The 26014-nt window shown below is 58.5% G+C and carries 17 protein-coding genes and 1 pseudogene; 10 read left to right on the top strand and 8 right to left on the bottom strand.

The genetic code is table 11. The annotated features are described in order from the left end of the window. The 3 genes and pseudogenes from J3U88_RS33125 to J3U88_RS33115 form a co-directional block, all read right to left on the bottom strand. Positions 1-416, bottom strand: a pseudogene (locus tag J3U88_RS33125) (ATP-grasp domain-containing protein); the annotation flags it as partial. 45 nt (positions 417-461) lie between these two features. Next, positions 462-1976, bottom strand: coding sequence for a glycogen synthase (locus J3U88_RS33120; RefSeq protein WP_207863507.1), 1515 nt, complete (start codon positions 1974-1976; stop codon positions 462-464). A gap of 61 nt (positions 1977-2037) precedes the next feature. Further along, complete coding sequence (locus tag J3U88_RS33115; protein WP_207863506.1) at positions 2038-3258, bottom strand: ATP-grasp domain-containing protein; 1221 nt, start codon at positions 3256-3258, stop codon at positions 2038-2040. A gap of 524 nt (positions 3259-3782) precedes the next feature. On the opposite strand from J3U88_RS33115, the gene J3U88_RS33110 reads away from it, so the two are divergent. From J3U88_RS33110 to J3U88_RS33090, 5 genes are all read left to right on the top strand, one after another. Beyond that, positions 3783-4343: an RNA polymerase sigma-70 factor gene (locus J3U88_RS33110; RefSeq protein ID WP_207863505.1), complete on the top strand. Its 561-nt coding sequence runs from the start codon at positions 3783-3785 to the stop codon at positions 4341-4343. A gap of 247 nt (positions 4344-4590) precedes the next feature. Further along, positions 4591-5832 carry a FecR family protein gene (locus J3U88_RS33105; RefSeq protein WP_207863504.1) on the top strand — a complete coding sequence of 414 codons (1242 nt, stop codon included), beginning with the start codon at positions 4591-4593 and terminating at the stop codon, positions 5830-5832. Positions 5833-5910: 78 nt separating this feature from the next. Further along, positions 5911-8544 (top strand): TonB-dependent receptor, encoded by a 2634-nt coding sequence (locus J3U88_RS33100; protein WP_207863503.1) that lies wholly within the window; start codon positions 5911-5913, stop codon positions 8542-8544. A gap of 807 nt (positions 8545-9351) precedes the next feature. Next, positions 9352-10440, top strand: coding sequence for a patatin-like phospholipase family protein (locus J3U88_RS33095; RefSeq protein WP_207863502.1), 1089 nt, complete (start codon positions 9352-9354; stop codon positions 10438-10440). Then, positions 10437-11048 carry a hypothetical protein gene (locus J3U88_RS33090; protein WP_207863501.1) on the top strand — a complete coding sequence of 204 codons (612 nt, stop codon included), beginning with the start codon at positions 10437-10439 and terminating at the stop codon, positions 11046-11048. The genes J3U88_RS33095 and J3U88_RS33090 overlap by 4 nt, the downstream gene beginning before the upstream one ends. Positions 11049-11180: 132 nt before the next feature. Here J3U88_RS33090 and J3U88_RS33085 read toward each other — a convergent pair whose 3' ends face one another. The 5 genes from J3U88_RS33085 to J3U88_RS33065 all read right to left on the bottom strand — a co-directional run bounded on the left by J3U88_RS33085 (position 11181) and on the right by J3U88_RS33065 (position 17503). Beyond that, positions 11181-11873 carry a spondin domain-containing protein gene (locus tag J3U88_RS33085; RefSeq protein ID WP_207863500.1) on the bottom strand — a complete coding sequence of 231 codons (693 nt, stop codon included), beginning with the start codon at positions 11871-11873 and terminating at the stop codon, positions 11181-11183. 550 nt (positions 11874-12423) lie between these two features. Beyond that, entirely contained in the window at positions 12424-14364 is a 1941-nt protein-coding gene (locus J3U88_RS33080; RefSeq protein ID WP_207863499.1) for a fasciclin domain-containing protein, read from the bottom strand. A gap of 500 nt (positions 14365-14864) precedes the next feature. Next, complete coding sequence (locus J3U88_RS33075; RefSeq protein WP_207863498.1) at positions 14865-15680, bottom strand: ABC transporter ATP-binding protein; 816 nt, start codon at positions 15678-15680, stop codon at positions 14865-14867. Beyond that, the gene (locus J3U88_RS33070; protein WP_207863497.1) at positions 15677-16531 is read right to left on the bottom strand and encodes an ABC transporter substrate-binding protein; all 855 of its coding nucleotides are present in this window, start codon (positions 16529-16531) and stop codon (positions 15677-15679) included. Before J3U88_RS33070 ends, J3U88_RS33075 begins: the two co-directional genes overlap by 4 nt. A gap of 102 nt (positions 16532-16633) precedes the next feature. Next, positions 16634-17503, bottom strand: coding sequence for a MurR/RpiR family transcriptional regulator (locus tag J3U88_RS33065; protein ID WP_207863496.1), 870 nt, complete (start codon positions 17501-17503; stop codon positions 16634-16636). Between the two features lie 491 nt (positions 17504-17994). Here J3U88_RS33065 and J3U88_RS33060 point away from each other — a divergent pair, with 491 nt between their 5' ends. The 5 genes from J3U88_RS33060 to J3U88_RS33040 all read left to right on the top strand — a co-directional run bounded on the left by J3U88_RS33060 (position 17995) and on the right by J3U88_RS33040 (position 25514). After that, entirely contained in the window at positions 17995-20826 is a 2832-nt protein-coding gene (locus J3U88_RS33060; protein WP_207863495.1) for a TonB-dependent receptor, read from the top strand. Between the two features lie 23 nt (positions 20827-20849). Continuing rightward, positions 20850-21707 (top strand): cyanophycinase, encoded by an 858-nt coding sequence (locus J3U88_RS33055; protein WP_207863494.1) that lies wholly within the window; start codon positions 20850-20852, stop codon positions 21705-21707. A gap of 269 nt (positions 21708-21976) precedes the next feature. After that, positions 21977-22759 carry a TlyA family RNA methyltransferase gene (locus J3U88_RS33050; RefSeq protein ID WP_207863493.1) on the top strand — a complete coding sequence of 261 codons (783 nt, stop codon included), beginning with the start codon at positions 21977-21979 and terminating at the stop codon, positions 22757-22759. A 164-nt stretch (positions 22760-22923) separates the two neighbouring features. Further along, on the top strand, positions 22924-24669 hold the full coding sequence (locus J3U88_RS33045) for a chemotaxis protein CheX (protein WP_207863492.1): 1746 nt from the start codon (positions 22924-22926) through the stop codon (positions 24667-24669). A 248-nt stretch (positions 24670-24917) separates the two neighbouring features. Continuing rightward, on the top strand, positions 24918-25514 hold the full coding sequence (locus tag J3U88_RS33040; protein WP_207863491.1) for an SCO family protein: 597 nt from the start codon (positions 24918-24920) through the stop codon (positions 25512-25514). Positions 25515-26014 lie beyond the last annotated feature (500 nt).

Here is a 26014-nt window from a genome sequence, read left to right as displayed (position 1 = left end):
CAGGCCGCGACCGTTTCGGCTTTGTAGTGGCGCGGCGTGCGCACGCCGGCCGCGTCCAGCGCTTGTTTCATGCATTCTTTGTCGCGGAAAGGCAGGGTTTGTGCCACGTTCAGGCCGGGCACGCCAAAGGCTTCGCGCAGGCGCGCGGCCAAAATCATGCCCGGTTCCCACAAACATTCGATGCGGTGCAGGCGCGCCATGCCTTTCCAGGCTTGGACTTGCAGAATCACCGCGTCCTCGTCCCACAGCGAGGGGACCTGCAGGTAGCCGGTCAGACTGCGTTTCACCAAACGCGGCAGCATGGCCTCGGGCGTATCGCCAATGCCGAAAACCCGTGCGCCGACCTCGGCCAAGCCGCGGGTGAACTCCGGCATATCGGCCGGGTATCCGGGAGAAATGATCAAGACGTTCATCATGGTGCCTCTTTGCGGCGGCTGAACAGGGGCGTGCGCCGACTTACCTCACGAAGATTTACGCTCGATGCCGAGCAGCTTGCGGTAGATGTCCATGTACTTCTCCGCGGTTTTGGCTTGGTTGAATTGGTGGCGGCTTTCGCTCATGATGCGGCGCAATTGGCGTTGGCGTACGTCCTTGGGCAGGCTGTAAAACTGCATGGCCTGATCAATCGCCCAGCGCAAGCCGGTCGCGTCGTGGACCTCGAACAAAAAGCCGTTGCCGCTGTCGTTGCCGACCGAAAGGTGGCGCACCGTGTCGTGAATCCCACCGGTATCGTGGGCGACTGGCAGCGTGCCGTAAATCGGCCCGATCATTTGCGGCAAACCGCAGGGTTCGAAGGACGAAGGCATAAATAGGAAATCAGCGCCGGCATAGCCGTGGTGCGAGAGCGGTTCCTCGAAGGAGGCGACCGCCATGCGTCGGTGTAGGTTGCCGCGCCGGACCATGTCCTTCAGTGTTTCTTGATAGGGTCCGTTGGCGATAACGGCGATTTGGAGGCGTTGGTCGGCATAACGTTGTAGCACGTCCCACAACACTTCGCCCAATAACTGACAGCCTTTTTGGACGGGGTCCAGTCGCGAGGGCCAGAAGAACAAGGGCGCGTCGGGATCTTCCACCAAGCCGAGGTGGCGCTGGAGCAGGCATTTGTTGTAGGCCTTGCCCTCGGCGTGGGTATTGGGTCCGTAGTTGCGTGGAATCAATTCGTCGATGCGGGGATCGAAGTGGGGATCCGGTGAGTTGAGAATGCCGGCCGCGGCACCGCCGTGGTATTTGGCGCTGACTTCATAGCGGATCTTGTCTTTGATAAAGGGGTGCTGACCGCGCACCACCTCGGCCAGGAAGGTTGGGCTGACCGTGTTGATGAAGGTCGAGGAGAAAATTCCGCTGAGGATGAAGTCGACCGCGTTGTTTTCGCGGGTTTCCTCGTAGCCGCCCGGTGGATGGTCGTAGTAGAGGTAGGGCCAAAACTGGGCCGCGTCGATGCCCAAATCTTCAATGTGCGCCAGCAGCGCCTGCATCGAGTGGATGTTGTGAATGGTGAACAAGGTTGGAATGTTCATGCGCCGCGTTACGGCGGGAATCAAACCGGTCATCCAGTCGTTGACGTGGACCAGATCGGGTTGCACACGGGGGAGGATGTTGTTGATGACCTCCCGCTGGAAAACCACGGACAGCTTGAGGTTTTCGGCGGCGTGGTTGTGGTAGACCTTGTCGCGGTAGTAAAAAACCCGGTCTTCCGCGAGGTGAATGCGGTCCGTGGGTAATTTACTGCGGTAAATGTCCAACTGGCGGCTGATGAAGGTGCCGATGCGGCGGTTGAACATGGTGCGGTAGTTGGGCAGGGCGACGTGGACGTCGACGCCGCGGCCGTAAAGGGAGGCCACCAGCGAGGCGGAAACATCGGCCAGCCCGCCGGCCTTGGCGGTCATGTAGTTGGCCATGTTGCCCATGCCTTCGGGCAAATAGGTAATTTCCGGCGTGATAATCAGGACGCGGGGATCTTTGCGAACCGGTGCCATAGCGAGGGCTCCTTAGGTGACGGTGGTGAACAAGCGCGGGGCGGTTGGCTAGGAACGAGGGTTAATCCGCGATCACCTTAATGGTTTGACCGATTTCTTGCAGGATGTTGCGCAAATCGTCGTAGTCGGGGTACTTCATTTGAATCCAGGCATTGGCCATGTAACCGGCTTCGACGCCTTGGGTCGGGCTGCCTGGGGCGGGGAAGTGGCTTTTGATAAACCATTTACCGTACTTGTTGAAGATGTGGTCGACCCCTTCATACCCTTTGATGGTGCCGTCCGCGGTGGGGCGCAGGTTGATAATCGCGGCCGAATAGCGGCGGGACAGCGGCGTGGGACAGGCGCCTTTGACAATGCTGAAGGCCCATTCCTTATATAGGTCGATGTCGTTGGCGGCGCAGTAGAGATCCCATTGGCCGACGCCGGGCGGGCGGGCGCCGATTTCGGAGAATTTGAGCCCGCGCGGGCCGTAGAACCACTCCATGTGGGTCGGCGCGGTGTGAATGCCCAACTCCTTGATCACCTTGTAACCCATCTGTTTGACCTCGTCGTAGCCGGGTGCGTCGATGCGGTTGGAGGTGATGATGACCGGCGAGATCCAGCGCGTGCGCATGGCTTCCAAAACACCGGGATAGTAGTGGCTGATGAAATCGTGGCCGATGCGACCGCCGACCGTAAGCGTGTCGTAAAAACCCTCGTGCCCTTCGATAAACTCTTCGACGGCAACCGATTGGCCTTGCAAGACGCCGCACTGGGGAATCACGCCGGCCAGTTCCGCATCACTGTTGACACGCCAGGTGCCCGCCGCGCCCGCCGCCGCGCGGGGTTTGATAATCACCGGGTAGCCGATTTTGCGGCAGATCTGGGCGAGGCTGTCGGCTGAATCGGCACTGGCCGAGGCCGCGCAGGGAATGTTGTGCTTGCGCATGAACTCTTTCATGATGGTTTTGTCGCGCACCAACACGGTTTGCTCGTAGCTCAGACCGGGAATGCCGGTCGCCTCGCGGACGCGCGCCGCGGTGAGCATGTGCGCTTCAATCGTGGCTTCCATGCGGTCGACCCAACCGCGTGCTTGAATGCGGCGTACCGTGTCGAGCATGGCCTGGTCGTCACAGACCGAAGGAACCTGCTCGTAGCCGTCGAGCCAGGATTTTAAATCGTCGGGGAGGGCGTGGACCGGCGCTTCGCCGATGCCCGTGACCGCGGCACCGACCGCTTTAAGGCCGCGAACAAATTGTTTTTGATAGGCCGGAAAATGAGGAGCTACAAAAATAACATGCATCGGTTCGCCTCCAACCCGGGTTGCAGGAGGGTGCAAACCGCGGCGGGTTATAAGGTAAGTTGTCGTACGAGAAAGCGAGCCCAGCATAACGCGGGGTTTCAACCCTGTCAACGTGCGCATGGCCCGCTTTTTACAATGATCAAGCGCCTTTTGATTGTCCGTCTTTTTTCCTCGTCAAACGGCCCATATCCTGTAACATAAAGGTCTTGAAATCGCGTGTTAGACAACCGTGAGGCGCCCCCGGCTTTGGGGCTTTTTGCGGGTTAGCCCGCATTTCTCAAGAGGGTTCGTCGCGAGAAGCAGAAAGCCTTGTGCGTTCGAAGGTGACGACCAAGCGCAAACGGAGCGGGGCCGACCTTTCGGCGTAGCGCACCGTCGCGTATTGCTCGACTGAGTAAAGCGGATGGCCGCCCGCGGAAGGCAAACCTTCTAATCGCATGGGTTGCCCCGCGCCAGAACGCCTTGTGAGAAATGCGAGCTAGGGCCGCACGCATCGTTCTATTTCAATTGTATGTGGGGGACGCGTGTCGTCGTCTGAAACCGCCAATCCCGATAAGGAACTCACGGCCGCCGTCAAAACCGGCGACAGCGAGGCGTTCCAACAGCTTTATTTTCGCTATGCCGAGCCTTTGTTCGGTTTTTTATGGCGCCGCCTCAGCCAACGGGAATTGGCCGAGGATCTGGTGCAGGAGCTTTTTGCCAAAGTCTGGCGCAACCGCGCCAATTTGGATCCCAACCAGAGCATCAAGGCCTACCTCTACCAGGCCGCCAACAATTTAATGATCGATCACCTGCGCCGTAAAAATCCCGACCTGGGTGCCGTCGAGGTCATGCCCGAGCACAGCACCGTGGAAGTGGATGAAACGCGGTTCGAGAAGCGCGATCAAATACAAAAGGCCTTGGCCGATCTGCCCGACGCGCAGCGAAATGTGTTTTTGCTCAGCCGTTTTGAGGGGCTGAAGTACGGCGAAATTGCCGCGGTGATGAACATCTCCGTCAAAACGGTAGAGACCCACATGAACCGCGCCCTCAAAAAATTGCGGCACCAACTGCGCGCCCTGTTAGCCCTGCTGTTTTGGGGATAGGCATGACAATACCTTGTTTTACAGCGTGTTACCGCGCCGGTGTGGGGTGTCGGCGCTCTCGGACGCATGCCGCGCGACGATCTTACAGCTTTTTTTTAAAAAATTGGGTCAGGGTGTTTTTGCTCACTGACGTACCAGGTAGTGATGCGGGAGGGGTGCACCGAGCAACCCTGGTGCGATTGCGACGCCGCACCGGCGCCTGGTGTCCTTTACCCGTTACCTTGTTTTTGTTTGCGCGGGGTATGCGATGAAACCCGAAAAGATACCGGATGAAACCTGGTTCGCGGCTGTTTTGGCCGACGAATGTGACCCTACGGATGTGGCCGCTTTTAAGGCCTGGCTGGCCGAGGACCCCGAACGGGTGATGTCCTTCGGCGCTTACGAACAACTTTGGCAGCGCTTGGCGCCGCCCCAAGCCCCTCCGTTTGATGTGGTTGACGGTTGGTGTCGCCTTGCCGCGCAGCTCCATCTCGGTTCCGACGTGCCCGAGGCTTGGACGCTTTACCTGGAAGACGGGTTGTCCGCCGAGGAACGTGCCCGCATTGATCAATGGCGCGCCCAGCACAAAAATAACGAGGCCGCTTTTGCCGCCTTCTCCGCGCTTTGGCAGGCGACCGGCCCCAAAAGCGGACCCGCTTTTGATGTGCAACAAGGCTGGGACACATTGGCCGCCGAACTCGCGTTGCCCGCCGGCAAACAAACCGCCGCCCCGACCCAAAGTGAACCCAGGGTCGAAGAGGACAACGTGGTCCCGTTCCCAGGGTTCCGCATGCTGATTAGCGGCGCCGCCGGCATGGCCGCGGTGGTGTTGGTCGGTATTTTGATTTTTTTCGCCGCGCCGCCGCCTTCTGAATCCAAAACCGTTAAAGCCGGCCCCGACAAACAAATTCTGATCACCCTCACCGACGGCACCGAGGTCCAGCTTAACGCCGGCAGCCGTTTGGTGTTTCACGATCCGCTGCCCCGCGACGACCGTGCCGTTACCTTGTTTGGTCAGGCCTACTTCAAGGTGGAACACGACGCCGATTCGCCGTTCCGCATCCACACCGAGGAAGCAACCGTGACCGTGCTCGGCACCCGTTTTGAGGTGTGGACGCGGGACCGTCGCACCCGTGTCGTGGTGCGCGACGGCAGCGTGGCGCTGGAAGATCGCAGCGGCAAGGGCCGTGTTGTCTTGACCGAGAACCAAATGAGCGTCGTAACCGCCGGCAAGGCACCGCTCGAACCGCGCGAAGCCAATGCCGAGGCGGCCATTTCCTGGCGTCAGGGACGGATTGTGTTTGAACGCGTCGCGCTGGCCGACGCGGTGCGTGACCTGGGTCTGGCTTTCGACAGCGCCATTGTGTTGGACGATCCCGCCTTGGGCGAGCGCACCCTCAGCGGTTCTTTTCCCACCGATAACTTGGAAACCGTGCTCGAGGAAATAGGCTTGGCGCTGAATTTGGCGTACACTGAACGCGACGGTGTATACCACATTCACGCTCGCTAGCATGGGTTAAGACCGCCGCACGGTCCATTGCGACCGAGGCGGCACGGTCCCGCCCATGGTTCCTTCAAAGGTCTCGCCATGTTGTCGTTCCACCTTCTGCCTTTCCGTGCCCACGCCCGACGTTTTCTGCTCTTTTTGTTCTTGGGCGGCGCCCTGCTTTGGGCCGGGCCCGGGGATCGCGTTCGCCTTCCCGCCGGTGTCATGCCCTTGCGCGAGGCGCTACTCCAGCTAGCCGAGCAAGCCCAACTCGAGGTCGTGTTCGCCGACGACCTGGTGGACGGTGTTTCGGTTCAGTTGCCTGGTACCCCGGCCGAAGCCGAGGTGGTGCTCGGCCGTTTGCTGAGCGGCACCCACCTGGCTTTTGAGCGTCGTTCCACCGCGCGGTTTATTCTTTTTCCCAAGGCTGAAGTGACCACCCGCGTCCTGAGTGGGGTCATCCGCGATGATTTAACCGATGCACCCGTCTCCGGCGCTGTTTTCGCGATGGTGGACGCCGCGCTCGCCGTGCGCAGCGACGAACAAGGCCGCTTTGAACTCAAACAGATTCCGGTGGATACCAAAAGGTTTCGGGTCAGCGCGGCCGGCTACGCGGATCTGGAACAAGATCTCGCCGAGGTGGCCGGCGGGACCGCGCTTGAACTGCGCCTGTCCCGCCGTGATACGGTGAGCGAGGTGGTTAAGGTATTTCGTTCCAAGGGCAGCGCGCTTTCGGTTTCCGCCTTGTCCGGTAGCCTCAAGCTGTCGCCGGACCAAGTTGGCGACGGCAGTCATCCCAGCAAAGACCTGTTCGCCAGCCTCTCGCTGATTCCCGGGATTGAAACCAGCTTGGGTGATTCCGGGGTCGGCGTGCGCGGCGGTCGGCCTTCCGAGAACTTGGTGCTGTTGGACGGCATTCCCCTGTACCAGGTCGACCATGCTATTGGTTATTTCAGCTCGCTGAATGCTGACGCGGTGCAGGAAATCCAAGTGTTTAAGGGCGGGTTTCCCGCTGCTTACGGCGGGCGCGTGACCGGGGTGCTCGATCTGGAGGTCAAAGGCGAAAAGATTGATCGCTTTGAGTTGTATGCCGGGGTGAACGAAGATTTGGCCCACCTGACCGTCGCCACCCCGTTGGGAAAAAACGGTTCGGTGCTGATTTCATCACGCCGCTCGGTCGGTGACCGCACCAGCAACGACATCTATCGCCGTGTATTCGAAGGCACCTTTAACGATCCTGTTGTCGAGCGGGAAAACGACGACGAGGGCTTTGCCGCGATACGGCGCATTTCGTTTGACGACACCATCGCCAAACTGACGTGGCGGTTGAGTGACCGCGACGACATCAGCCTGACCTACTACACCGGTGCCGACAGCATCGACGAACGCATCAGCTACCAACTGCCGGAGCAAAGTTTGTCGCTGTACGGGAAAGACGGTGAATGGGGCAACGACGCCGCCACCTTCCGCTGGCGCCACCAGTGGGGCGCGCAATTTTCGACCCAGATGCGTTTGGTCTGGTCCCGTTTCGAAAGCGAATTTAGCTTCAACACGTTGCCCGACGATGAAGAGGCCGAGATCGATGACGAGGGCAACGTGACCTTGGCCGACTTGGTGCAAAGCGACACGGACAACGGCCTGGAAGACCGCACCTTGGTGATCAGCCAGCACTGGTCACCCAACACCAAAAACCAAATTGAGTTCGGGTTTTCCGTCGCCAACTTAGAGCGTACCTATCTCGAACGCGACCTCAACGGAACCGACGTCTTCGCGGAACGCCTGGATACCAAAGTTCAGACCATTTACGTGCAAAACCGCTGGCAACCCTTGCCCGAACTGGCGTTTCTGTTTGGCTGGCGGCGCGAGGGGAATTCCCAAACCCATTCGGAACACGATCAGCCGCGTTTCTCGTGGAAACTGGATCTAAGTCGGAACTGGTCGTTGCGCGGCAACCTCGGCCGTTACCACCAGTACGTATTGCGTTCGCCCGATACGCTGAACTACTTTGAAGGATCACCCACCTGGTTCCTGGCGGAGGAAGACTGGGTGCGCGTGATTCGTTCCGATCACCTCGGCCTCGCGGCCCATTATGAACAACCGACCTGGCTGGTGGACGTTGAATGGTACCAGCGGGAAACCAACGGTACCATTCAGCGCATCTTTAACCCGGTCAATGGTTTCCGTGATCGACCGCTGCAGACCCAAGACCGCATTCAAGGCCTGGATGTGTTGGTCCAATTCAAACGCGGCCGTTTTTCCGGTTGGGTCGGCTACGGTTACATGGATGCCAAAATCGTGCGCGACATTGTCAATGGCGAGCGCTTGAACCATCCCAGCGACATCGAACGCCCCCATTCCTGGAAACTCTCGGGTCAGTATGCGATCAACCTGTGGCGTTTCTCGATTAACCAGCGCTACGCGGACGGTCTCCCGTTCGACATTCCGCGTTCCGTGCTGGTGGGTTTTGAGGACGACGGCGAGCCCGAATACGCCCTAATCGACAGCGAAACCCCGAACAACCTGCGCCTGCCGGCCACCCACCAGCTCGATGTGCTCATCGCCCGCAAGGTGACCCTGGGCGGTTACGTGGGCGAGGTTGGCGTTTCCTTCGCCAATGTCTACGACCGCCGCAACGTGCTCTACCGCTACTACCAAGACGAGGGCGAAGACCTGGTCCCCATCGACGTGCAGGGTTTCGGCTTCCGCCCCTCGCTCTATTTGCAGTTGCGTTTCTAGTAGCCTTGTTGGGGGCCGGGCTTGTTCTAATGGATGGTGCATTCCGCCCGGCCGGATCGAAGCACGATCCGGCGTGTGCTGAAGGTACACGCACACGGAGATGTTGGATGGGGTAATGATCCGGCGTGTGCTGAAAGTACACGCCCACCGTAATGCGGGGCCCATCTTTCAATTTAAATGTGAGGCGAAGCCGAACTACCGCCCGCTGCCCTGAAGGGGCTAGCTATGGCAGCCCAGGGTCAGGCCCTTTGAAAAAGGGTCTTACCCTGGGTCTTTGGCGTTCCCGAAAGGCAGGCGCTGAAAGTGCCGACCCGGGTGTGTTTTCTGGATACGATGATGGTGACAACCCTCCCTTGCCGGTATGTTGGTTGAGAAGGGTGTCGGTGCCAGTCCCTACAGGACTGGGTGAGCGGCACACCGGGGGCCCCTAGGGTTGCAGTCGCTTCGCTCCTTTACCCCAGGCTGTCATAGATAACCCCGTTGGGGTAGCTGGAAGTTGTTCGGCTTCGCCTCACGTTCAAATAAAGCATGTGCCAGGTATGGCGGTGTGCGTGTACTTTCAGCACACGCCGGGTTATGGCCAATGCGGGGGCAGACGCCGGAGGGTGGCCATTTCGGGAGGTGGCGCATGTTGGGTTTTTAAAATCCGTTAGGACCCTATGCCGGCTTCCTTTGCATTGTTCACAGGACGCTCACGTCGCCTTGCGGCAATTTGCGCTTGTCACCACCCTAGCCCGTTGTTAGCATCGGAAGCTGTGAGGTTCGCTCCGCGATGCCTCAAATGATTCCTGGTCGGAGTGTTTCGTTATGGCGACGCCGTTTCCCCTTACCATCAAAGCCGGGCCCGCCGCCCGTCGGCTCATCGAACAAGAGGGGTTCCACCCCGACCTAGTCAGTGCCATGCCCGCCGCCGCCGGCGGCCCCAAGTGGCTGGTACTCAACCGTTTGGATCGCGCCATTTTCGGCGACTGGTTTCAGAAACGCGGCCGCCGCCCGCTTCATTTGATCGGCAGCTCCATCGGCGCTTGGCGGTTTGCGATGCTGATGAACGGCGATGCTTCAGCCTCACTCGACCGCTTCGAGGAAACCTATGTGAATGTTCGTTTGCGCCCCTACGCCGACGCCGCCAAGGTGACCGAGGCCACGCAAACCACGCTCGATCAACTCCTTGACGACGACGCGGTGCAGCGCATTCTCAACCATCCCACCATGCGCCTGCACATCGTGACCGCGCGCGCCCGCGGCTTCAACGCCCTTGAACCCAAATTACTCCAAGGGATCGGCATGATGCAGGCCTTCGTTGCCAATGCCATGCATCGCAACTTGGTTCAGCTCCACTTCCAGCGCGTCGTGTTTCACGACACCCGTTCGCAGCATCCTTTTTACAGGAGCGGTTTCCGTCGCCCCGTCAATGTCGCCCTCACCGCCGCCAACCTCAAACCCGCGCTGATGGCGACCGCCTCGATTCCGATGGTCTTGCAAGGCGTTCGCGACATTCCCGGTGCCCCCGACGGCACCTACCGCGACGGCGGTATCTGCGATTACCATTTCGACATTCCCACGCCGGGCATTCGCGAGGGCCTGATACTGTTTCCCCACTACCAGCCCACCATCACGCCCGGCTGGTTCGACAAAAGCTTGCGCCACCGTACCCGCCACCAATACAGCGACCGCACCCTGTTGATCAGCCCGTCGCCGGAGTTTGTGGCCTCGCTGCCCTTTGGCAAAATACCCGACCGCAACGATTTCATTCACTTCCGCGTGCGTCACCACGACCGCATCAACTACTGGCGTCAGGTGTTGGAAGCCACCGACCGCTTGCACGACGCCTTTTTGGAAATGGTCGAAAAAGAGACCTTGCTCGAGCATTTGCAACCCTTTGAAGCCGGCGCATGAGTCCAGTCTATCCTTCCTTGAGCGAACTCGGTGCCGCCTTAGCCGAGGGGCCTGATGCCCTGAAGCGCCGGGCCGGTTTGGTCGCGGCCATGGCCGCCCACGAGCAGGACGGCGTCGATTGTTCCGCCTGTTCCGGGGTGTGTTGTACCTTCGTGGCCAACTCGATGCAAACCACGCCTTTGGAAACCTATGATTTGTTGGTTTGGCTGCAGGCGCAACAACGGATCGATGCCGATTTGGTGGCTCATTTAAAAGAAACCGTGCGGCGTTACCGTTTGGATGCACCCGATCCCGGCGACGGCCGTCGTTCCTTCGTGCGGCGCACTTATACCTGCCCGTTTTTCAAACGCGACAAACTGGGTTGCACCATTTCGCGCCAGGCGAAACCCTATGGCTGTCTTGGGTTTAACCCTTTTAAGGCCGGTCAGGTGGAAGGCGGCGAATGTCGTTCGCAAATCGATCTTTTGGAGCGGCGCGAGGCTGAATTCGCCGCACGCGAGGTGGTCGCGGATCAGGTTTTGCGCCGCGGGCTGGCCTTGGACTGGGAAAAGAAACCCATGCCCGTCGCCTTGTTGGAATTCATCGACAAGCTGGCTTTGGCCGACTAGTGCGCGGTTGTCCTGCATGGCCCTGTCGCGAAACCTGTGGGGTGCGGTGTGGAACAGAAAAAACCCGCCGACGAACCATCGTGGCGGGTTTTTTGCGCGGACCGAACGGCCCGCGGTACAAGAAGGGAACGCTTACAAACGTTCGATCTGGATCACGGCCACTTTGCTGCGCCAGTCGTAGGCGTCGGGGTTGATGTCGGCAATACCGTGGATGCCGTTGCTGATGTAAACGTAACCCTCTGCTTCAGCAGGATCGTGGACGCCGCCGTTACCGCAAGGGGGGCCGGGGATGAAGGCGCAGTCTTCGCTGTTGGCTTCGGTGCCCGCGTCGTAGGCTTCAGCCAAACCGTAGGCCATGCCGCGGCTGCTGCCGTTTTTCACAAAAACGTCGTAGCTGGGTGGGCGGTCCAAGGTGAGGGCGAAGAAGGTGTCGTTGGTGGTAACCAACATGCCGGCCACGGAAACCAGGTTGAACCGACCGTCGCCGCGTACTTCCAAGGTGACGGATTGGCCGGGCATGACCGGGCCGTCGCTGACCGCGACATCGCGAACCAATTCGTGGGCGCCCAGCTCTTCAGCCAGAGGGCCGGCCATGCCGTCTTCCGCCATCAGGGCCAGGTTGGCAGAGGCCGGTTGACCCAGTTGGAAGAGGGAAATGTCGCGTTTGTGAACGACCGCGATGGGCGGTGAGAAGATCTGACCTTTGGTGATGTTGGTGATGGTGACCCGGTAGGCGGTGCCGCTTTCGTCTGATTGCGCAAAGGTAGGTACAATCAGGAACAGAGAACAGAAAATCAGGGTAATCATGGAAATGGATCGACGCATGGTATGGCTCCTTGAAGATCGTTTCTCATGTATTCCCGGCGATTGCCCACATCGGGGCACACCTCTCCCAAGGAGCACTGCGACCTAAATCGAGGCTCGAGACGTTGGTTGGACATCCGGCAATGGAACCGGCGGGTGATGAGAAACTAAATAATAGTAAGAGGTTACCGGCATTGCCGGTTTGATGCATAAGCGCTGTGTATCGCTTCACCACGAATAACGAAAGGGCCGGGTTGGTTATTTCAGGTCTGACAAAAAAAAGCGTGGGGTTTGTGGAATAGGGCCGGTGGAAGTTGTTGGGTATGGCGCTAAAGGCTTGGCTTTGAGGCGCTTGGTGTGTGTTCGCCAGAAGTGCCGTGTTTTTTGCTTTGTGATCTGGGTCACGCCTTGGGTTAGCCCGCGCCAATAAAAAACGCCTCCCCGAGGGGAGGCGTGATGGTGCTTGATTGGGTTCAAGCCAGGCTTGGACCCAATGCCGAACAACGGGTCCTTCGCAACGCCAAGAGACGACGGGATGACGTTGCGAAGGACCGACTTCAGTGGGTTTGGGTTAGCGGACCACGCGTGAGGGCGCCTTGAAGGTGTCGCCAACGCGTTTGATCACAATGCGTGCGACCGGGCCGCGCCAGTCGTAGGTTTCGCTCGCGAGGTCGCCGATACCGTGGATCCCGTTGGCAATGTAGACATAGCCTTCAGCACCGGCGGTATTGGGTGCACCCGCGGCACCGCAAGGCGGGCCGGGAACGGAGCCGCAGCTCTCGTCATTAACCTCGGTGCCCGCGTCGTAGGCCGTGGCCATGGCAATAGCGGTGGAGCGGCTTTCGCGGTCACCGTTCTTAAAGATGCCGTCCAGCCCGACTGGGCGGCGGAGTTCGGCGGCGAAGAAGGTGTCGTTGGTTTGGACCAACATACCCGCGACGCTGATTAGGTTGTAGTTCCCCGCGCCGGTGACGCGAATGGTGGCCGAGGTACCCGGCATGATCGGACCGGTCGCGGTTTGGATGTCGTAGACCTGGTCGAGGGGAGCCAGTTCATCGGCCAAGGGCTGGGTGTTGCCTTCTTCAGCCATGGTGCGCAGGGCGCCGGAAGCCGGCTGACCCAGGTGGAACAGGGCGATATCGGCGCGGTGAACCACGGCGACGGGTGGCGAGAAGACTTGGCCTTTGGTGACATTGGTGATGGTGACCTCGTAAATGGTGCCGGACAGGACCTCGGGCTCGGGCGGCAGGATGACCGCGTCGATTTCGTGGATAATGCCGTTGGCGGTGAGGATGTCGGTGGCAACGATTTGCGCGTTATCAATGAACGCGCCCTGGTCGGTGACGGAAATAGCGGCCTCGGCGCCTTGCAGCGTGGTCAGGGAAGAAGAAGCCAAAACGTCTGATGCGCTAAAGGCGCCTGGCACCACGTGGTAGGTCAGGATGTTGGCCAGCGCCTCGGGATCGGCCAGCAGCGCGTCGAGGGTGCCCTCGGGCAGGGCGGCAAAGGCGTCGTTGTTGGGTGCGAACACGGTGAAGGGACCGTCACCTTTGAGCGCGTCGACCAAGCCGGCGGCTTGGACGGCTGCAACTAAGGTACTGAAGCGATCCACGCCCAGAGCTGTGTCGACGATGTCGGCCAAGTCGGCGGGTGGAATCAGAACCGCGTCGATCACATGGATCACGCCGTTGGAGGCCAACACATCGGTGGCGACCACGTTGCTGTCGTTGACGCGAACCGCGCCGTCTTCCACGCTGATCGCGAGTTGATCGCCGTTTAGGGCGACCGCGCTTTCAAGGGTGACCACATCGGCGGCGAAGTTGTAGCCGGAAACCACGTGGTAGGTCAGCACGTCAATCAATGCATCGGTGTCGGCGAGCAGGGCTTCAAGTGTGCCCTCGGGCAGGGCGGCAAAGGCGTCGTCGGTAGGGGCGAACACGGTGAAGGGACCTTCGCCCTTAAGGGTTTCGATCAGGCCCGCCTCGGTCAAAGCCGTGGCCAGGGTGCTGAAGGAACCCGCCGCGACCGCCGTGTCAACCACGTCAACCGGAGGTAGCAATACCGCGTCAATCACGTGGATGATGCCGTTGGCGGCGGCGACATCGGCGGTCACCACGTTGGCATCGTTGATCTGAACGCCGTTGTCGTCGGCTTTGATCAGCACCCGGCTGCCGTTAACCGTTTCGGCGTTGCTCAAGCCCACCACGGTGGCGGCGTCAACCGCGCCGGAAACCACGTGGTAAAGCAGGATGTCGCGCAGGGTGTCGGGATCGTCGAGCAGGGCTTCAACCGTACCCTCGGGCAGGGCGGCAAAAGCGTCGTCGGTGGGGGCGAATACCGTGAAAGGACCGTCGCTACGCAAGGTATCGACCAGGCCGGCGGCCTCGGCGGCGGCAAGCAGGGTGGTGAAGCTGCCCGCGGCGGCGGCGGTATCGACAATGTCGTCTTGGCTGGTGGCAGGCAAAGAAACGAAGAAGCTTAACGCGGTAAGCAGAGCAAACATTTTCCGCATGGGTGTATCTCCTTACTGGATGGTTCGAATAGAATGCGGAGGCAATCGCAATTCCTCTATTCCCACGAGGTTTCAGTGTGTGTCGCGGGGAAGGGATGGGAAGGGAGGGCGTGGGGTCGGCTGTACTGACGGCAATCGAATCACAGCGCGATCCCCAAAGAAAATCTCTTCGTGACCGGTCTTTGACAAGAGACTGACAAAACCTTATGCCTGTCCCGAAAAACTGTCAAACCACGTGTCTCTACGCCAGATTGTCTATAAGAGGAGAGACAGTAAAGGTGTTTTTTTTAGATATTTGTGACTAAGTAATTGTAAAAACTAAACTTATGGTATTGTTTTGATTGGTTTTTATCTTGGGTTTTCTTGCATTGACGTGATGGAGGTCACCAAAGGGGCGGTCATTTTACTTGTGTAGCAATCTCTTGATAAGTCGTTATAGATAAGATGGTTGAAGCGAAAGAAACGGAAAAATAAAAACTGTAAGACTGTCTATTAGCTGTCTAGGTTGTGTTGATGTCTTGTCTAGATGTGACGGCTTTTTTGTCGAGGCGAAGGGCATTCGATTCGATGACTGGGACACACACCACCCCCTTCTCCAGTGGCAATTGATGGAAACGGCAGTCGTAAATCGATGCCAAGTGGTTGGGGAGCTGCTTGAGGTCGGTGTCTACCAAGAGGCGCCCCGCTTTGAGGCCGATCACGCGCGGGTTGAGATGGATAAACGGGTTCCAGTCGTGGGTGACCAGCACGATGGTAAACCGCTTCTGTTGGTGCAGGCGCGCCAAAAGTTGGACGATGGCAACCTGGTGGCGTGGATCGAGGGCGCTGGTTGGTTCATCTAAAACGAGCAATTCCGGTTCTTGGGCGACCGCCGCCGCAATCAAAACCCGCTGCTGTTCACCGCCGCTCAGTTCCGAGAGGAAGGCACCGGCTTTGTGTTGCATGTCGGTTTGAGCCAGCGCGGCGTCAATGGCGTTTCGGCGCTGTTCCCGAGACTCCTCATGGGCAAACCTGGCCAACTCCATAAAGGTGAGGACGTCCAGTGCGAAGGCGGTTTCCAGTTTTTGCGGGACATACGCCAAGGCGCGTGCCCGTTCGCGGCCGCCCATGGTGCGCGTATTGCGGCCCTTCCAGGTGATGTGTCCCGTGTAATCATTGATCATGGCCAAGATGCATTTGAGCAGGGTGGTTTTGCCGCAGCCGTTGGGGCCGAGAATCAGGGTGAATTGCTGGGCCGCTACATCCAAATCAATCCCGTGCAAAATGGACTGCCGCCGCCGTTCCACACCCACCCCGCGCAGGGTCAAGGCACTCATGGTGTGCTCAGCAGGGCGCCCAGCGCTTCCAGGGTTTTCACATAACTCGGGCCTGGTTGAAAGACGGCGCTGTGGTGAATGAAGTACAGTTTGTTTTCCTTAACGGCTTTTAAAAACGAGAGTTCGCGCCACGCTTGCCGGTAGCGGTCTTGCTGATCAGGGGTCATGGTGTCGTGGGGAAACAGGATCACGATGCGCTCGGGATCGACCGCCGTCAGACCTTCCGCGTCCAGCTTGGGGAAGGTGGGCGTGGTCGGCTGGAAGGCGTTTTCGGCCCCGGACAGCAGGAGTAACTCGTGCAAAAAACCCGCGCGACCAACCGCAAATACCTCGCGCACGGCTTCGCCCGGTTCGTCGTAACCCAGCACCAACAGGACGCGCGGCGGCACCATGAAGCGGTGTTTGGCCGCGGCTTCACGTTGGGCCAGTTGGTCCGTTAAATCCCGGCCTTTTTGCGGCACACCCGCGGCCTCGGCAATCGCCTGAATGGTCGTGCGCAGATCGCCCAGGGTGTATTGCCGGCGGATGTTGACCTTGATTCCTAGTTGGCGCAGCGAGGTCGCCGTGGTTTCGTGTTCCGGTAAGGCCCAGACCAGGTCCGGCTTTAACGCGACGATTGCTTCCATGCTGGGGTTAAGGTAACCGCCGATTTTGGGAAGCGACCTGACCGATTCCGGGTCGACGCAATAGTCGGTCACCGCGATCAGGCGGTCGGCCAGTCCCAGGGCGCCGATGGTCTCCGTCAAACTCGGGGCCAGGGAAATCCAACGGGCCGGCGCCGCCCACAGGGCCGGTGTGCTGAGGCAGAAAAGGCAAAAGAGCAGTCGGAACAGTGGGGTGTTGGGGAGCAAGGCGAGCCACCTCGGGTGAAGTTTTTCAAAACCCCTACTCTAACCCGCCGGTGAGGGAAGGCCCAAGGCGAAACCGGTGAAACCCGTTGCATTGCGCACGATTTAGTCGCTTTTGAGGACGCCTTCGTCCTCGGCCAGGATGCGGTTGATCTTGGCCACCGCCTTGACCGCGTGGTCGCCGTGTTTGATGGCGATCTCTGTTGCCAGCGCATTCAGCAGCGTCACCGCCGCGCCGATGGCGTTGGTGAACATTTTATTGTGGGTGCGGACCTGGAGCGTGTAATCGGCGTGGGCCGAAATGGGTGCCGTCAGGCGATCGCTCACCGCAACCACCTTGATACCGCGTTGTTTGGCGTCTTCCACCATTTTAATCGTGCCCCGCGAAAAGGGCGGGAAGGAAAAAACCAGCATCACATCGTTCTCGCGCAGGATCACCATTTGTTCCATCGGCGAGGAGAATCGGGTCGACAGGGTGGTGGCGCGTAGGCCGATTTGGGTGAGTAGGTAGGTTGCCAGGGATGACAGATGGGCGGAGATGCCGAAGCCGAAGGTGAAGATATGATCCGAGGCGAACAAGGTGTTGGCCGCGCCTTCAAAGGTTTCCAGGTCGATGTCTTTGCTCAAGTCCTGAATGTTGGCGAGCTCTTTTTGCACGACCAAGCTTAGGTTGTCTTTGCCGTTGGGTTTAAACACATCTTCAATGCTGGTTTGCGCCGTCACGCGGTCGCGGACCAGAGTGGTTAGGTTGGTTTTGAGGCCGCTAAAGCCGTCGTAACCCACCCGTTGGGCGAAGCGGACGATGGTGGCCTCGGAAACACCGACGCGCTTGGCCAGGGTTGGCACGGTTAAAAAAGGGATCTCGTCCAAATGGTCCAACAAGAAGTCGGCGACCTGCTGTTGTTGCTGGGGGAGATCCTTGAAGGCATTCAGCACCAGTTCCTTGAATTGCGCTTCGCTGGTCATGTCTTCCATGAATGCACCTCGGGTGAAACCCAAATTTCACCGACGGGTTTGTGTGAAGGAAAGCTTTTCGGTGAGGGGTTTCACTACACCCTAACACGGCCGCGGCGGGCTGCAACGGAAAAAACACCGCGGAAGGGCGAGCTTGCGTTTGGCGGCGCCGGGTGTTTTTACCGGTGCGGGGAAGTGCCGTTTAGAGGTGACAGTCACGTGCAAGAAGTTTGAAAAAATAGGTTTAGCATTTTCGTGTCGGCCTAGTGTCAATCCGGTTTGACGAGGGGCCGGCGCGAAGGAAACGGAAAGGGATTCACCTAAAGCGAATCTTCGCTTTTCGGTGCGCCGGCTGAAAAGGTAAAGAAAGTGTGTCTTTATTCTTGACAAAAAGCTCGGAATCTAAGAAATTGGTGAAAAATTAATTTCATTAATTGGTCAATTTGAAAACTTAATTTCTAAACGGCTGCTTGTCAGGCATCTCGGCGCGGCTTCGATGAGGTATCTGCCCTATGAACGCTTTTGTTTCTCCCTTCTTCTCACCCAGAACCCCGGCCATTTTGGTCTTTACCTTCTGCCTTCAATTGGGCTTGCTGTGGGCGCAAAGCGCGACCAGCGGGGCGATGAGTGGGACCGTGGTCGACGCCGATGGCAACCCCTTGCCCGGTGTGGTTCTTTCTGTTACCTCTGACGCCCTGGTGCGCGGCAGCCAAACTACGGTTACTTCTGAGAGCGGCCGTTATCGCTTGCCCTCGTTGCCGCCCGGCCTTTACGACGTGCGCGCCGCCATGAACGGTTTCAAAACCGCGGAGGTCACCCAGGTGCGGGTTTCCCTGGGTCAGATTATGGATGTGCCCCTGACGCTCACGCCCGCCGGTGCGGATGTGCGCGAGCAGATGGTGGTGACCGGCGAAACGCCACTGGTGGGTACCACGAGCAACGCCACCTCGGCCAACTTAGACGAACAATTCATTGAACGGACACCGCTGCCGCGTGATGCAACCCAGCTCATGAACTACCTGCCCGGCGTCAATGACGGCTTGGCTTACGGCGGAACCCAGAGCGCGGCCAACGCCTATAACTTAGACGGGGTCGACGTATCCGACCCGGCGAGTGGGAGCCAGTGGTTGTTGCCCAACGTTGATTGGATCGAAGAGGTTCAGGTGTTGGGTCTGGGGGCGAGTGCCGAATACGGTGGTTTTACCGGCGCGGCCGTGAACATCGTGACCAAATCCGGCGGCAATACATTTAGCGGGGACGTGCGCGCTTATGTTTCCAACGAGCGCTGGAACGCCTCGCGGGCCGACCAACTGGAGAGCCGCGATCTCAGTGTCAGCATCGGCGGGCCGATCATTAAAGATCGCCTGTGGTTTTTTGTGTCCGGTGAAGAAGTCAGCCGCGATTTTACCCCCTTCCAAATTGACGAAATCACCAACGCCGTTCAAGCGGCCGGGCTTGACGGAGCCGATCCCTTGCTGGCGGTTGACCAAGAAGAAGAACGCATCAGTCGCTACCTGGCGAAGGCGACCTGGCAAGCATCCGACATGCACAAATTTGTGTTGCTGCTGGACTATGACGGCAAAGACAGCGATTACCGCGGTCTCTCCCGCGACGTTTTGGGTTCCGCCACCGAACGCCAGGACTCGCCCAACTGGTCCTATAACCTGACCTGGGAAGGTGTGCTCAGCGTGACCAGTTTTGTTTCCGTGAAGCTCACCGGCTTTGAAGGAACCGATGACCGTCTTCCGTATGGTGGCGCCGATCTCCCCGGCCGCACCGATTTCGAAACCGGCATTGCGTTCCAGAACGCGCCCTACACCCACCTCCAGGATAAAAGCCGGACCGCGATTAAAGCCGACTGGACCTTGTTCGCCGACAGCCTGTTCACCAACAACGACAGCCACCAGTTTAAATTCGGCATTACCTACGACGACGCCCGCCAAGATGAAACCCGTACCCGGAACGGCGGCTTTACCATCGTGGACGATTCCTTTGGACTCGGTGGTGGTGACCTGAGCTTGCTTGATCAAACCGTGGCTTATCTCGCTGAACCCGACGCGGCTTTATTCTCCTCCGACGTCGGCAACCACATTCGTTTGGATTCGGTTCAAGAAACCCTGGCTTTGTTTGCGCAGGACCAGTGGCGCGTCAACCGGCTTACCTTTAATTACGGTTTGCGTTACACCCGTTATCGCGGTGGCTTTCGCAACGGTAATGAAAGCGTGTATGAGGCTGACCTGATTGCGCCGCGACTGGGTTTTGCATGGGACGTCAAAGGCGACGGGACCACCGCGGTAAAGGCGCACTACGGCCGCTATTACGAAGGCTTGTTCACCTTTTTGTTTGACCGTGAGCGTTCGGGGAATGTGTTTACCGCGCTTGAGTTTTGGGACTATGACTTTGATTCCGGCCAATTTGAACCGCCTTCTTCCGCATCCGTGCCCGCCGCCGCCGACCTGGATCCCGACATCGACCATCCTCATGTCGACCAGTTTTTGGTAACCGTCGAGCACGGTATCGGCCGGGACTGGCTGCTGGGCGTGGACTTGGTCCACCGCGAAACGCGGAACATCATCGCCATGGTCAATGCCAATGAGGACTACGACAGCCTGTCCGCCATCGGCAACCCACTCGGCGCGGACTTCCCGTTTTTTGAGTTGCTCAGTCCCGAGCGCTTTGCGTTAACCAACCCCGCCGGCGCGTACCGTGATTACCAGTCGGTGACCCTGCGTGCCGACCGCCGCTTCCGCGACGGTTGGTCGATGCGCGGCTCGCTCGTGTGGTCCGATCTCCAGGGCAATACCTTCCGCGCCAACAGTTATACCGATGAATGGGAAGACCGCAACGGTCAAACCAACGCCGACGGGACCTTGCCCGGTTTCGCCGAGTGGGAGTTTAAGCTGTCGGCTTCGGTGGACCTGCCCTATGGGGTGATGTCCTCTGTTTTCTTCAGCCATCGCTCCGGTGCGCACTGGACGCCCACCGTTCGGGTGCGTGGCTTGTTGGAAAATGACCGCCAGACCGTTTTTGCGGCCCCGCGTGGCTCGGAACAACTGGATGACCGTCAACTGGTCGACCTGCGCCTCGCCAAAGAGTTTGATCTCGGTCGTGTGCGCTTGTCCCTGATGGTGGATGTCTTTAACCTGCTCGACGAGGACACCGTGATTGAGGTACGTGATCGCTGGGGCGATTACCGCTACGATTTCCGCAACCACCCGGAAGACAGTTTCTTCAGCGAGGCCTTTGTCAGCGACGCGCAAGGCAACCGCGTGTCCCGTTTGGGTTCGGTTCTGGAACGCGAATCGGCACGGGAGATGCGGCTCGGTGTGAAAGCGTCGTTTTAATGGATCCCTTAAGGAGGTACCCGATGCGTCTACGGTTCAATCTGTCCTTCCTGTTTGCGTTACTGATGTTGCCCGGCCCCGGCCTGCAGGCCGGCGACCGTCCCGGTGATTTGGTGTTAATCGGCGGTGGTAGCCGACCCGCGGTGATTATGGAGAAGTTCATTGATGTGGCCGGTGGTCGTGACGCCCTGATCCTGATTGTGCCGACCGCTTCCAGCTTGCCCGATACCGGCGACTTTTACATCGATGTGTTTAAGAAGGATTATGACTGCAAACGGGTTCGCGCCTTAACGCTGGCGACCCGCGAGGACGCCGACTCCCAAAAAACCGCACGTTTGGTGGCCCGTGCCGGCGGGATCTTTTTCGCCGGTGGGGATCAACGCCGCATTTTGGATGTGCTGGAAAACACGCTGGTCGGCGAAGCGATTACCGAGGCCTGGCAATCGGGTACGGCGATTGCGGGTACCTCTGCCGGTACGGCGTGTATGAGCACCCCGATGCTTACCGGCGACGGCGATTTCGATGTGCTGCGCGCCGATAACATTGTCACCCGTAACGGTTTGGGGTTGGTGCCCGGCGTGATTTTGGACCAGCACTTTGTGGCGCGGCAACGTCAAAACCGACTTTTGTCCCTGGTCTTAGAAAACCCGCACCTGATTGGTGTCGGCATTGACGAGGCCACCGCGGTTTGGTTTCGACCCGACGGGACCTGGAAGGTGCTGGGCAATGGTTGGGTGCAGATTTACGATGCGCGATCCGCCCGTTTGAATCGGATTTCGGATCGGGACGGCGACCTTTTGGGCGGTCGCCAGATTCAAATGCATGTGTTGTTACCCGGCGATACTTTTTCGCCGAACATCAATACCTGCAAAAAAGATTGACCTCGGTTCGCGTCGCTCACCGTCGTAGGCGATGCGGACTTGCCCAAATTTCTCATGAGGATTCGTCGCGAGAACTTGTGAGAAAGGCGGGCTAGAGTGGTCCAGGGCTCCCGTGGGGTAGCGGCTTCGCCGTGATCCCCACGGGATTTTTTTTGCGATGCGCGCCCTTTCTTTTTAAGATGAAGCCACCGGATCTGGACCGTCGCGGAAGCGGGCGCGAACCGGCTCCCTACATATATATATGTACCCGGTGCGACAGAGAGGGGTCCTTGGAACAAAAAATTCGGCTTGATGCACTGTTAATTGCCCGCGGGTTGACCCGCAGCCGCTCCCATGCGCGGGATCTCATCAAACGTGGCAAGGTTCGTCACGACGGCTTGGTGGCGCGCAAACCCGGCGTCTTGGTGCGCGAGGATGTGGTCGTCGCGATTGACGAGGACACCGGCCTGGTGGGTCGCGGAACCCACAAGCTCGAGGCCGCGCTCCAGACCTTTGCCGTTGCACCCGCGAACCGGGTTTGGGTGGATATCGGCGCATCAACCGGTGGCTTCACCCAGGTGCTTTTGCGGGAAGGTGCGCGCCGCGTGTATGCGGTGGATGTCGGCCACGATCAACTTGCCCCGGAATTGGTTGCCGATGGGCGCGTCGTGAACCTGGAGCGAACCAACATTCGCACGCTGTCTGCCTTGGCCGAGATCGCCGACGGCGCCGTGGTGGACCTCTCGTTTATTTCCCTGCGTTTGGTTTTGCCTGTCATCGCCGGTTTGGTCAGTGCCGATGCGGATGTGGTGTTGCTGTTCAAGCCGCAGTTTGAAGTCGGCCAAGGCGGCGTCAACCAAAAAGGTCTGGTGGCCGACGGGGCCCTTTTATGGACCTGCTTGGAAGAATTCCTCGCTTGGGCTGAAACCGGGGGCTGGTCCTGTTGTGGGTTAACCGATTCGCCGATTTTGGGTAAAACCGGGAACCGCGAGTTTTTGATACACCTTCGCCGGGGAACCTCCGCGCGAAAGGCAGTCGCCTGGGTCGCCGAGCACCGCCGTCGTTCGCGTTGAGCATTCAATCCTTTGACGTGGGTCACCCTGGTGGACATGATCGCGGCACGGATCTCAAGGGTTTTTGTGGAAAAGACGAAAGGTACTACAGTTGCGTACGAGATAATCCTTGGTTTGGGGCCGGCTTTTGGTTGACCGGGTACTCGTCTGAAAGGAAGGGTCATTTGAAGTTCTCGGTCGAAGAGCCCGAAAAAATACAGATCTACTTGGAAATCGCCGCCTTCTCGCAAGTACCCTGTGTGTTTTACCCCACCGATTCCAGCCGCAGTTTTGAGGGCATTTTAGAAAAAGTGGATGCCGATCGGTTCGGGTTGGTTTTTAAGCAGTGGATTCCCGCCCAGACGGGTTTGCTGGTGATTCGTTCGTTTACGCTTCAGTTCAAGTGCCAACTGGATATGGAAAAAGGAGAGCGGCCCAAGGAATACACCTTCCCGCCGCCTCAGGCGTTGTCCTCCCATGACCCGCGCAAGTATCTGCGCATCCCCATCGCCCCCCAGCTCACCAAAATCGTGGTGGTCAAAAAGCTGAATGAACAGGGCGAACCCTTTAGCGAGGGGCCCGATAAAAAACTGATCCAAGGCGCGATCCAAGACGTGAGTGCCAACGGCATCGCCTTTAAAATTGCCAACCCCGATCCTTTTTTTGTGCCCGGTGGCCAGGTTCACCTGACCTACAAATTGTTTGGTTTGGACGTGGACGGTCCCGCCCGTGTTGTCAGCGACGGCGGCAGCCTGGTTCGTTGTCAGTTGAGTGGCATGAAACCCGCGCTGCAACACCAACTCAACCAAAAAATTACCGTCAGTTTCCAGCGTATGTTGGAAAAGCACCACCGTGATTTGCTGCAGTTGATCGAGGCCTCCGCCCACCTACGCGATATTGAACGAACCAAGAAAAGTACCGGTGAATTGGCGGATCGCAAGCAGCTTGACGAGAATTTCGTGGGTTTGATAAATCCGATCCTCGACGCCGCCGTGAATGTGATGGAACAAATGGCCGGGCTGAAGTTGGTCAAGCGGGAGATCCGTCTGGAGCGCATTTGTTCCGCCATTTACGATCTTTCCTCGCAAATTTCCTTTCAGGGACCCCAGGTCGACGGCCACCTCTTTTTATGCCTCAAGCAAAACGTGGCCTGCAGCATGGCGGGTACGATTTTGGGGGGTGAATACAGCGACATTGACGAAAACGTGCGCGACATGGCGGGCGAGCTGTGCAACATCATCATCGGCAACGCAAAAAAGAACCTGGCACGTGATCAGGTATACAAGCTATCGACGCCGACCCTGATCGTGGGTAAGGAACACCTTGTGGCCGTGTTGTCCAAGTACCCCGTGGTGCGCATCATTTTCGACAGCCCAATCGGGCAAATCGACCTCAACCTGTACCTCGATGAAATCAACGAAAAATTGCGTACCGAGAGCCTGACACCCGCCGGGTTCGAATACAAAACCGAACTGATTAATCCCATCTTGCGGGCTACCGAAAATATTTTTGAAAATTTCCTGTTTTTGGAGACCCGCAAGAAAGGCGTGGTGATGCGCGAGACCTTGGCACCCAAGTTCGAGTTGTCCGGCATCTTGGACGTTTTTGGCAAAGGCATGCACGGCAAGATCTTGCTCAATCTCAGCAACAAGCTGGCGCTCCAGATCCACGAGATTCTGTTGGGTGTGGAAAAAGACACCATCGACGACGAGGTCAAGGACGCCGTGGGTGAGATGGTCAACATTATTACCGGGAACGCCAAGGGTGAATTCGAGCGGATGAACTTGGGCTACAACGTTTCCACGCCTTATGTGATCTACGGGCGGAACCACATCATTTCGAATGCGGGTGACAACCCCTTCATCTCCTCTGTATATTGGTCGAGCAAAGGATTTTTTGAGGTGTGCCTTAGCTTCACCGCCGACGAGTAACCCGCGTCCACCTTTGTCCAGGACCAGTGAGGAGTTTTGTTTGACGCAATTCACACCGCCGCCCGTCGCCCCGTGCTTGTGGTGCGGGCAACCGCTCCAACTTGTTTGGGTTCACGGACACGGCCAATGTGCCGCCTGTGGTGTGAACTGTGACCCTTGCTGCTCCGGTACCACGGTCCCTTGTTCCGTCGGGCCGAATACCGACGTTCCGACGTCGCCGCGCGAAAGGCGCTCTTGAGAGGTTCTTAATGGAAGGAAAAAAAATAGCCGTCGTTTTCGGCCTTTGTCTCACCATGTTTGTCGGCAGTGTCGCCGCCTTTTTCATCTACAAGCCCGCTGAAATCGTGCCGCCGCTGCCGATCCACGGCAAAACCCCGGCCTTTTCGTTCACCGCGACCGACGGTGAAACCTTTGCGTCCAGCAAGCTGGAAGGCAAAGTCTGGGTTGCCGATTTCTTTTTCTCAACCTGTGCCGGTCCATGTCCCACGATGGCCAAGAACATGGGCAAGATCCAAGAAACCTTCAAAGATCGTGGTGACGACCTGAACTTGGCCAGTTTCACGGTGTATCCCGACAACGACACCCCCGAGGTGTTGGCCAAATACGCCAAAAAAGTCAAAGCGGATACCAGCCGCTGGCATTTCCTGACCGGTCCCAAGGAGGACTTGCTCTCCTTGGCGGTGGAGGGTTTTAAAGTCGGTGACAGCAGCAACTTGTTGAATCACAGTCAAAAGTTCATCTTGGTTGACCGCGAAATGCAGATCCGCGGCTACTACGAAGGCACGGATGACGGCGAAATCGCCGAGTTGGTGCAAGACCTGGAGCGCCTGCTCAAAGAAGGGTAGAGGGGGCGGTAATCCCCACGAACCCAAATGGATGCGAATTCAAACGGGTACCCGACGCGGTATGGCCGGGGGCTGACCCGGCGCGCCCCAATGAGGACCGCACAACCCCATATATGGACCATGGATTGTTCCGGCGCGCCCCAGCGGGGGCCGCACAACCCCATGTATGGACCATGGATTGTTCCGGCGCGCCCCAGCGGGGGCCGCACAACCCCATGTATGGACCATGGATTGATTGAACGCGAGGCTTTGCCTCGCCACTCTGGACGCACCCCGGCGGGGTGCAATAATTTAGCCTAGGGTACGGCCATTGAAAATGGTCGCACCCTAGGTGCTTGGGGTTCACGGAGGGGAAAACGCTGAAGGCGTTGACACCGCGGGCGTTTCGGTTTTTCAACCCCGCGGGGAGGATGGGGCAAACGGGTGTGGTTTCGGCATCCATGAACCCGGCGGTTCGGTTAGGGGTCGTTTGGCCGGCGCCTTCAGCGCCTGCGCGACGG

It is taken from the genome of Acanthopleuribacter pedis (assembly GCF_017377855.1).
Classification (GTDB): domain Bacteria; phylum Acidobacteriota; class Holophagae; order Acanthopleuribacterales; family Acanthopleuribacteraceae; genus Acanthopleuribacter; species Acanthopleuribacter pedis.
Note: the sequence above shows the minus strand (reverse complement) of the source record. Positions and strands in the feature narration are given on the sequence as shown.

Bases quoted from the DNA above. Each gene is read 5' to 3' on its own strand.
- J3U88_RS33080 (WP_207863499.1), bottom strand. From the start codon at position 14,364: ATGCGGAAAATGTTTGCTCTGCTTACCGCGTTAAGCTTCTTCGTTTCT.
- J3U88_RS33120 (WP_207863507.1), bottom strand. From the start codon at position 1,976: ATGGCACCGGTTCGCAAAGATCCCCGCGTCCTGATTATCACGCCGGAA.
- J3U88_RS33095 (WP_207863502.1), top strand. From the start codon at position 9,352: ATGGCGACGCCGTTTCCCCTTACCATCAAAGCCGGGCCCGCCGCCCGT.
- J3U88_RS33085 (WP_207863500.1), bottom strand. From the start codon at position 11,873: ATGCGTCGATCCATTTCCATGATTACCCTGATTTTCTGTTCTCTGTTC.
- J3U88_RS33055 (WP_207863494.1), top strand. From the start codon at position 20,850: ATGCGTCTACGGTTCAATCTGTCCTTCCTGTTTGCGTTACTGATGTTG.
- J3U88_RS33075 (WP_207863498.1), bottom strand. From the start codon at position 15,680: ATGAGTGCCTTGACCCTGCGCGGGGTGGGTGTGGAACGGCGGCGGCAG.
- J3U88_RS33060 (WP_207863495.1), top strand. From the start codon at position 17,995: ATGAACGCTTTTGTTTCTCCCTTCTTCTCACCCAGAACCCCGGCCATT.
- J3U88_RS33105 (WP_207863504.1), top strand. From the start codon at position 4,591: ATGAAACCCGAAAAGATACCGGATGAAACCTGGTTCGCGGCTGTTTTG.
- J3U88_RS33115 (WP_207863506.1), bottom strand. From the start codon at position 3,258: ATGCATGTTATTTTTGTAGCTCCTCATTTTCCGGCCTATCAAAAACAA.
- J3U88_RS33090 (WP_207863501.1), top strand. From the start codon at position 10,437: ATGAGTCCAGTCTATCCTTCCTTGAGCGAACTCGGTGCCGCCTTAGCC.
- J3U88_RS33065 (WP_207863496.1), bottom strand. From the start codon at position 17,503: ATGGAAGACATGACCAGCGAAGCGCAATTCAAGGAACTGGTGCTGAAT.
- J3U88_RS33100 (WP_207863503.1), top strand. From the start codon at position 5,911: ATGTTGTCGTTCCACCTTCTGCCTTTCCGTGCCCACGCCCGACGTTTT.
- J3U88_RS33040 (WP_207863491.1), top strand. From the start codon at position 24,918: ATGGAAGGAAAAAAAATAGCCGTCGTTTTCGGCCTTTGTCTCACCATG.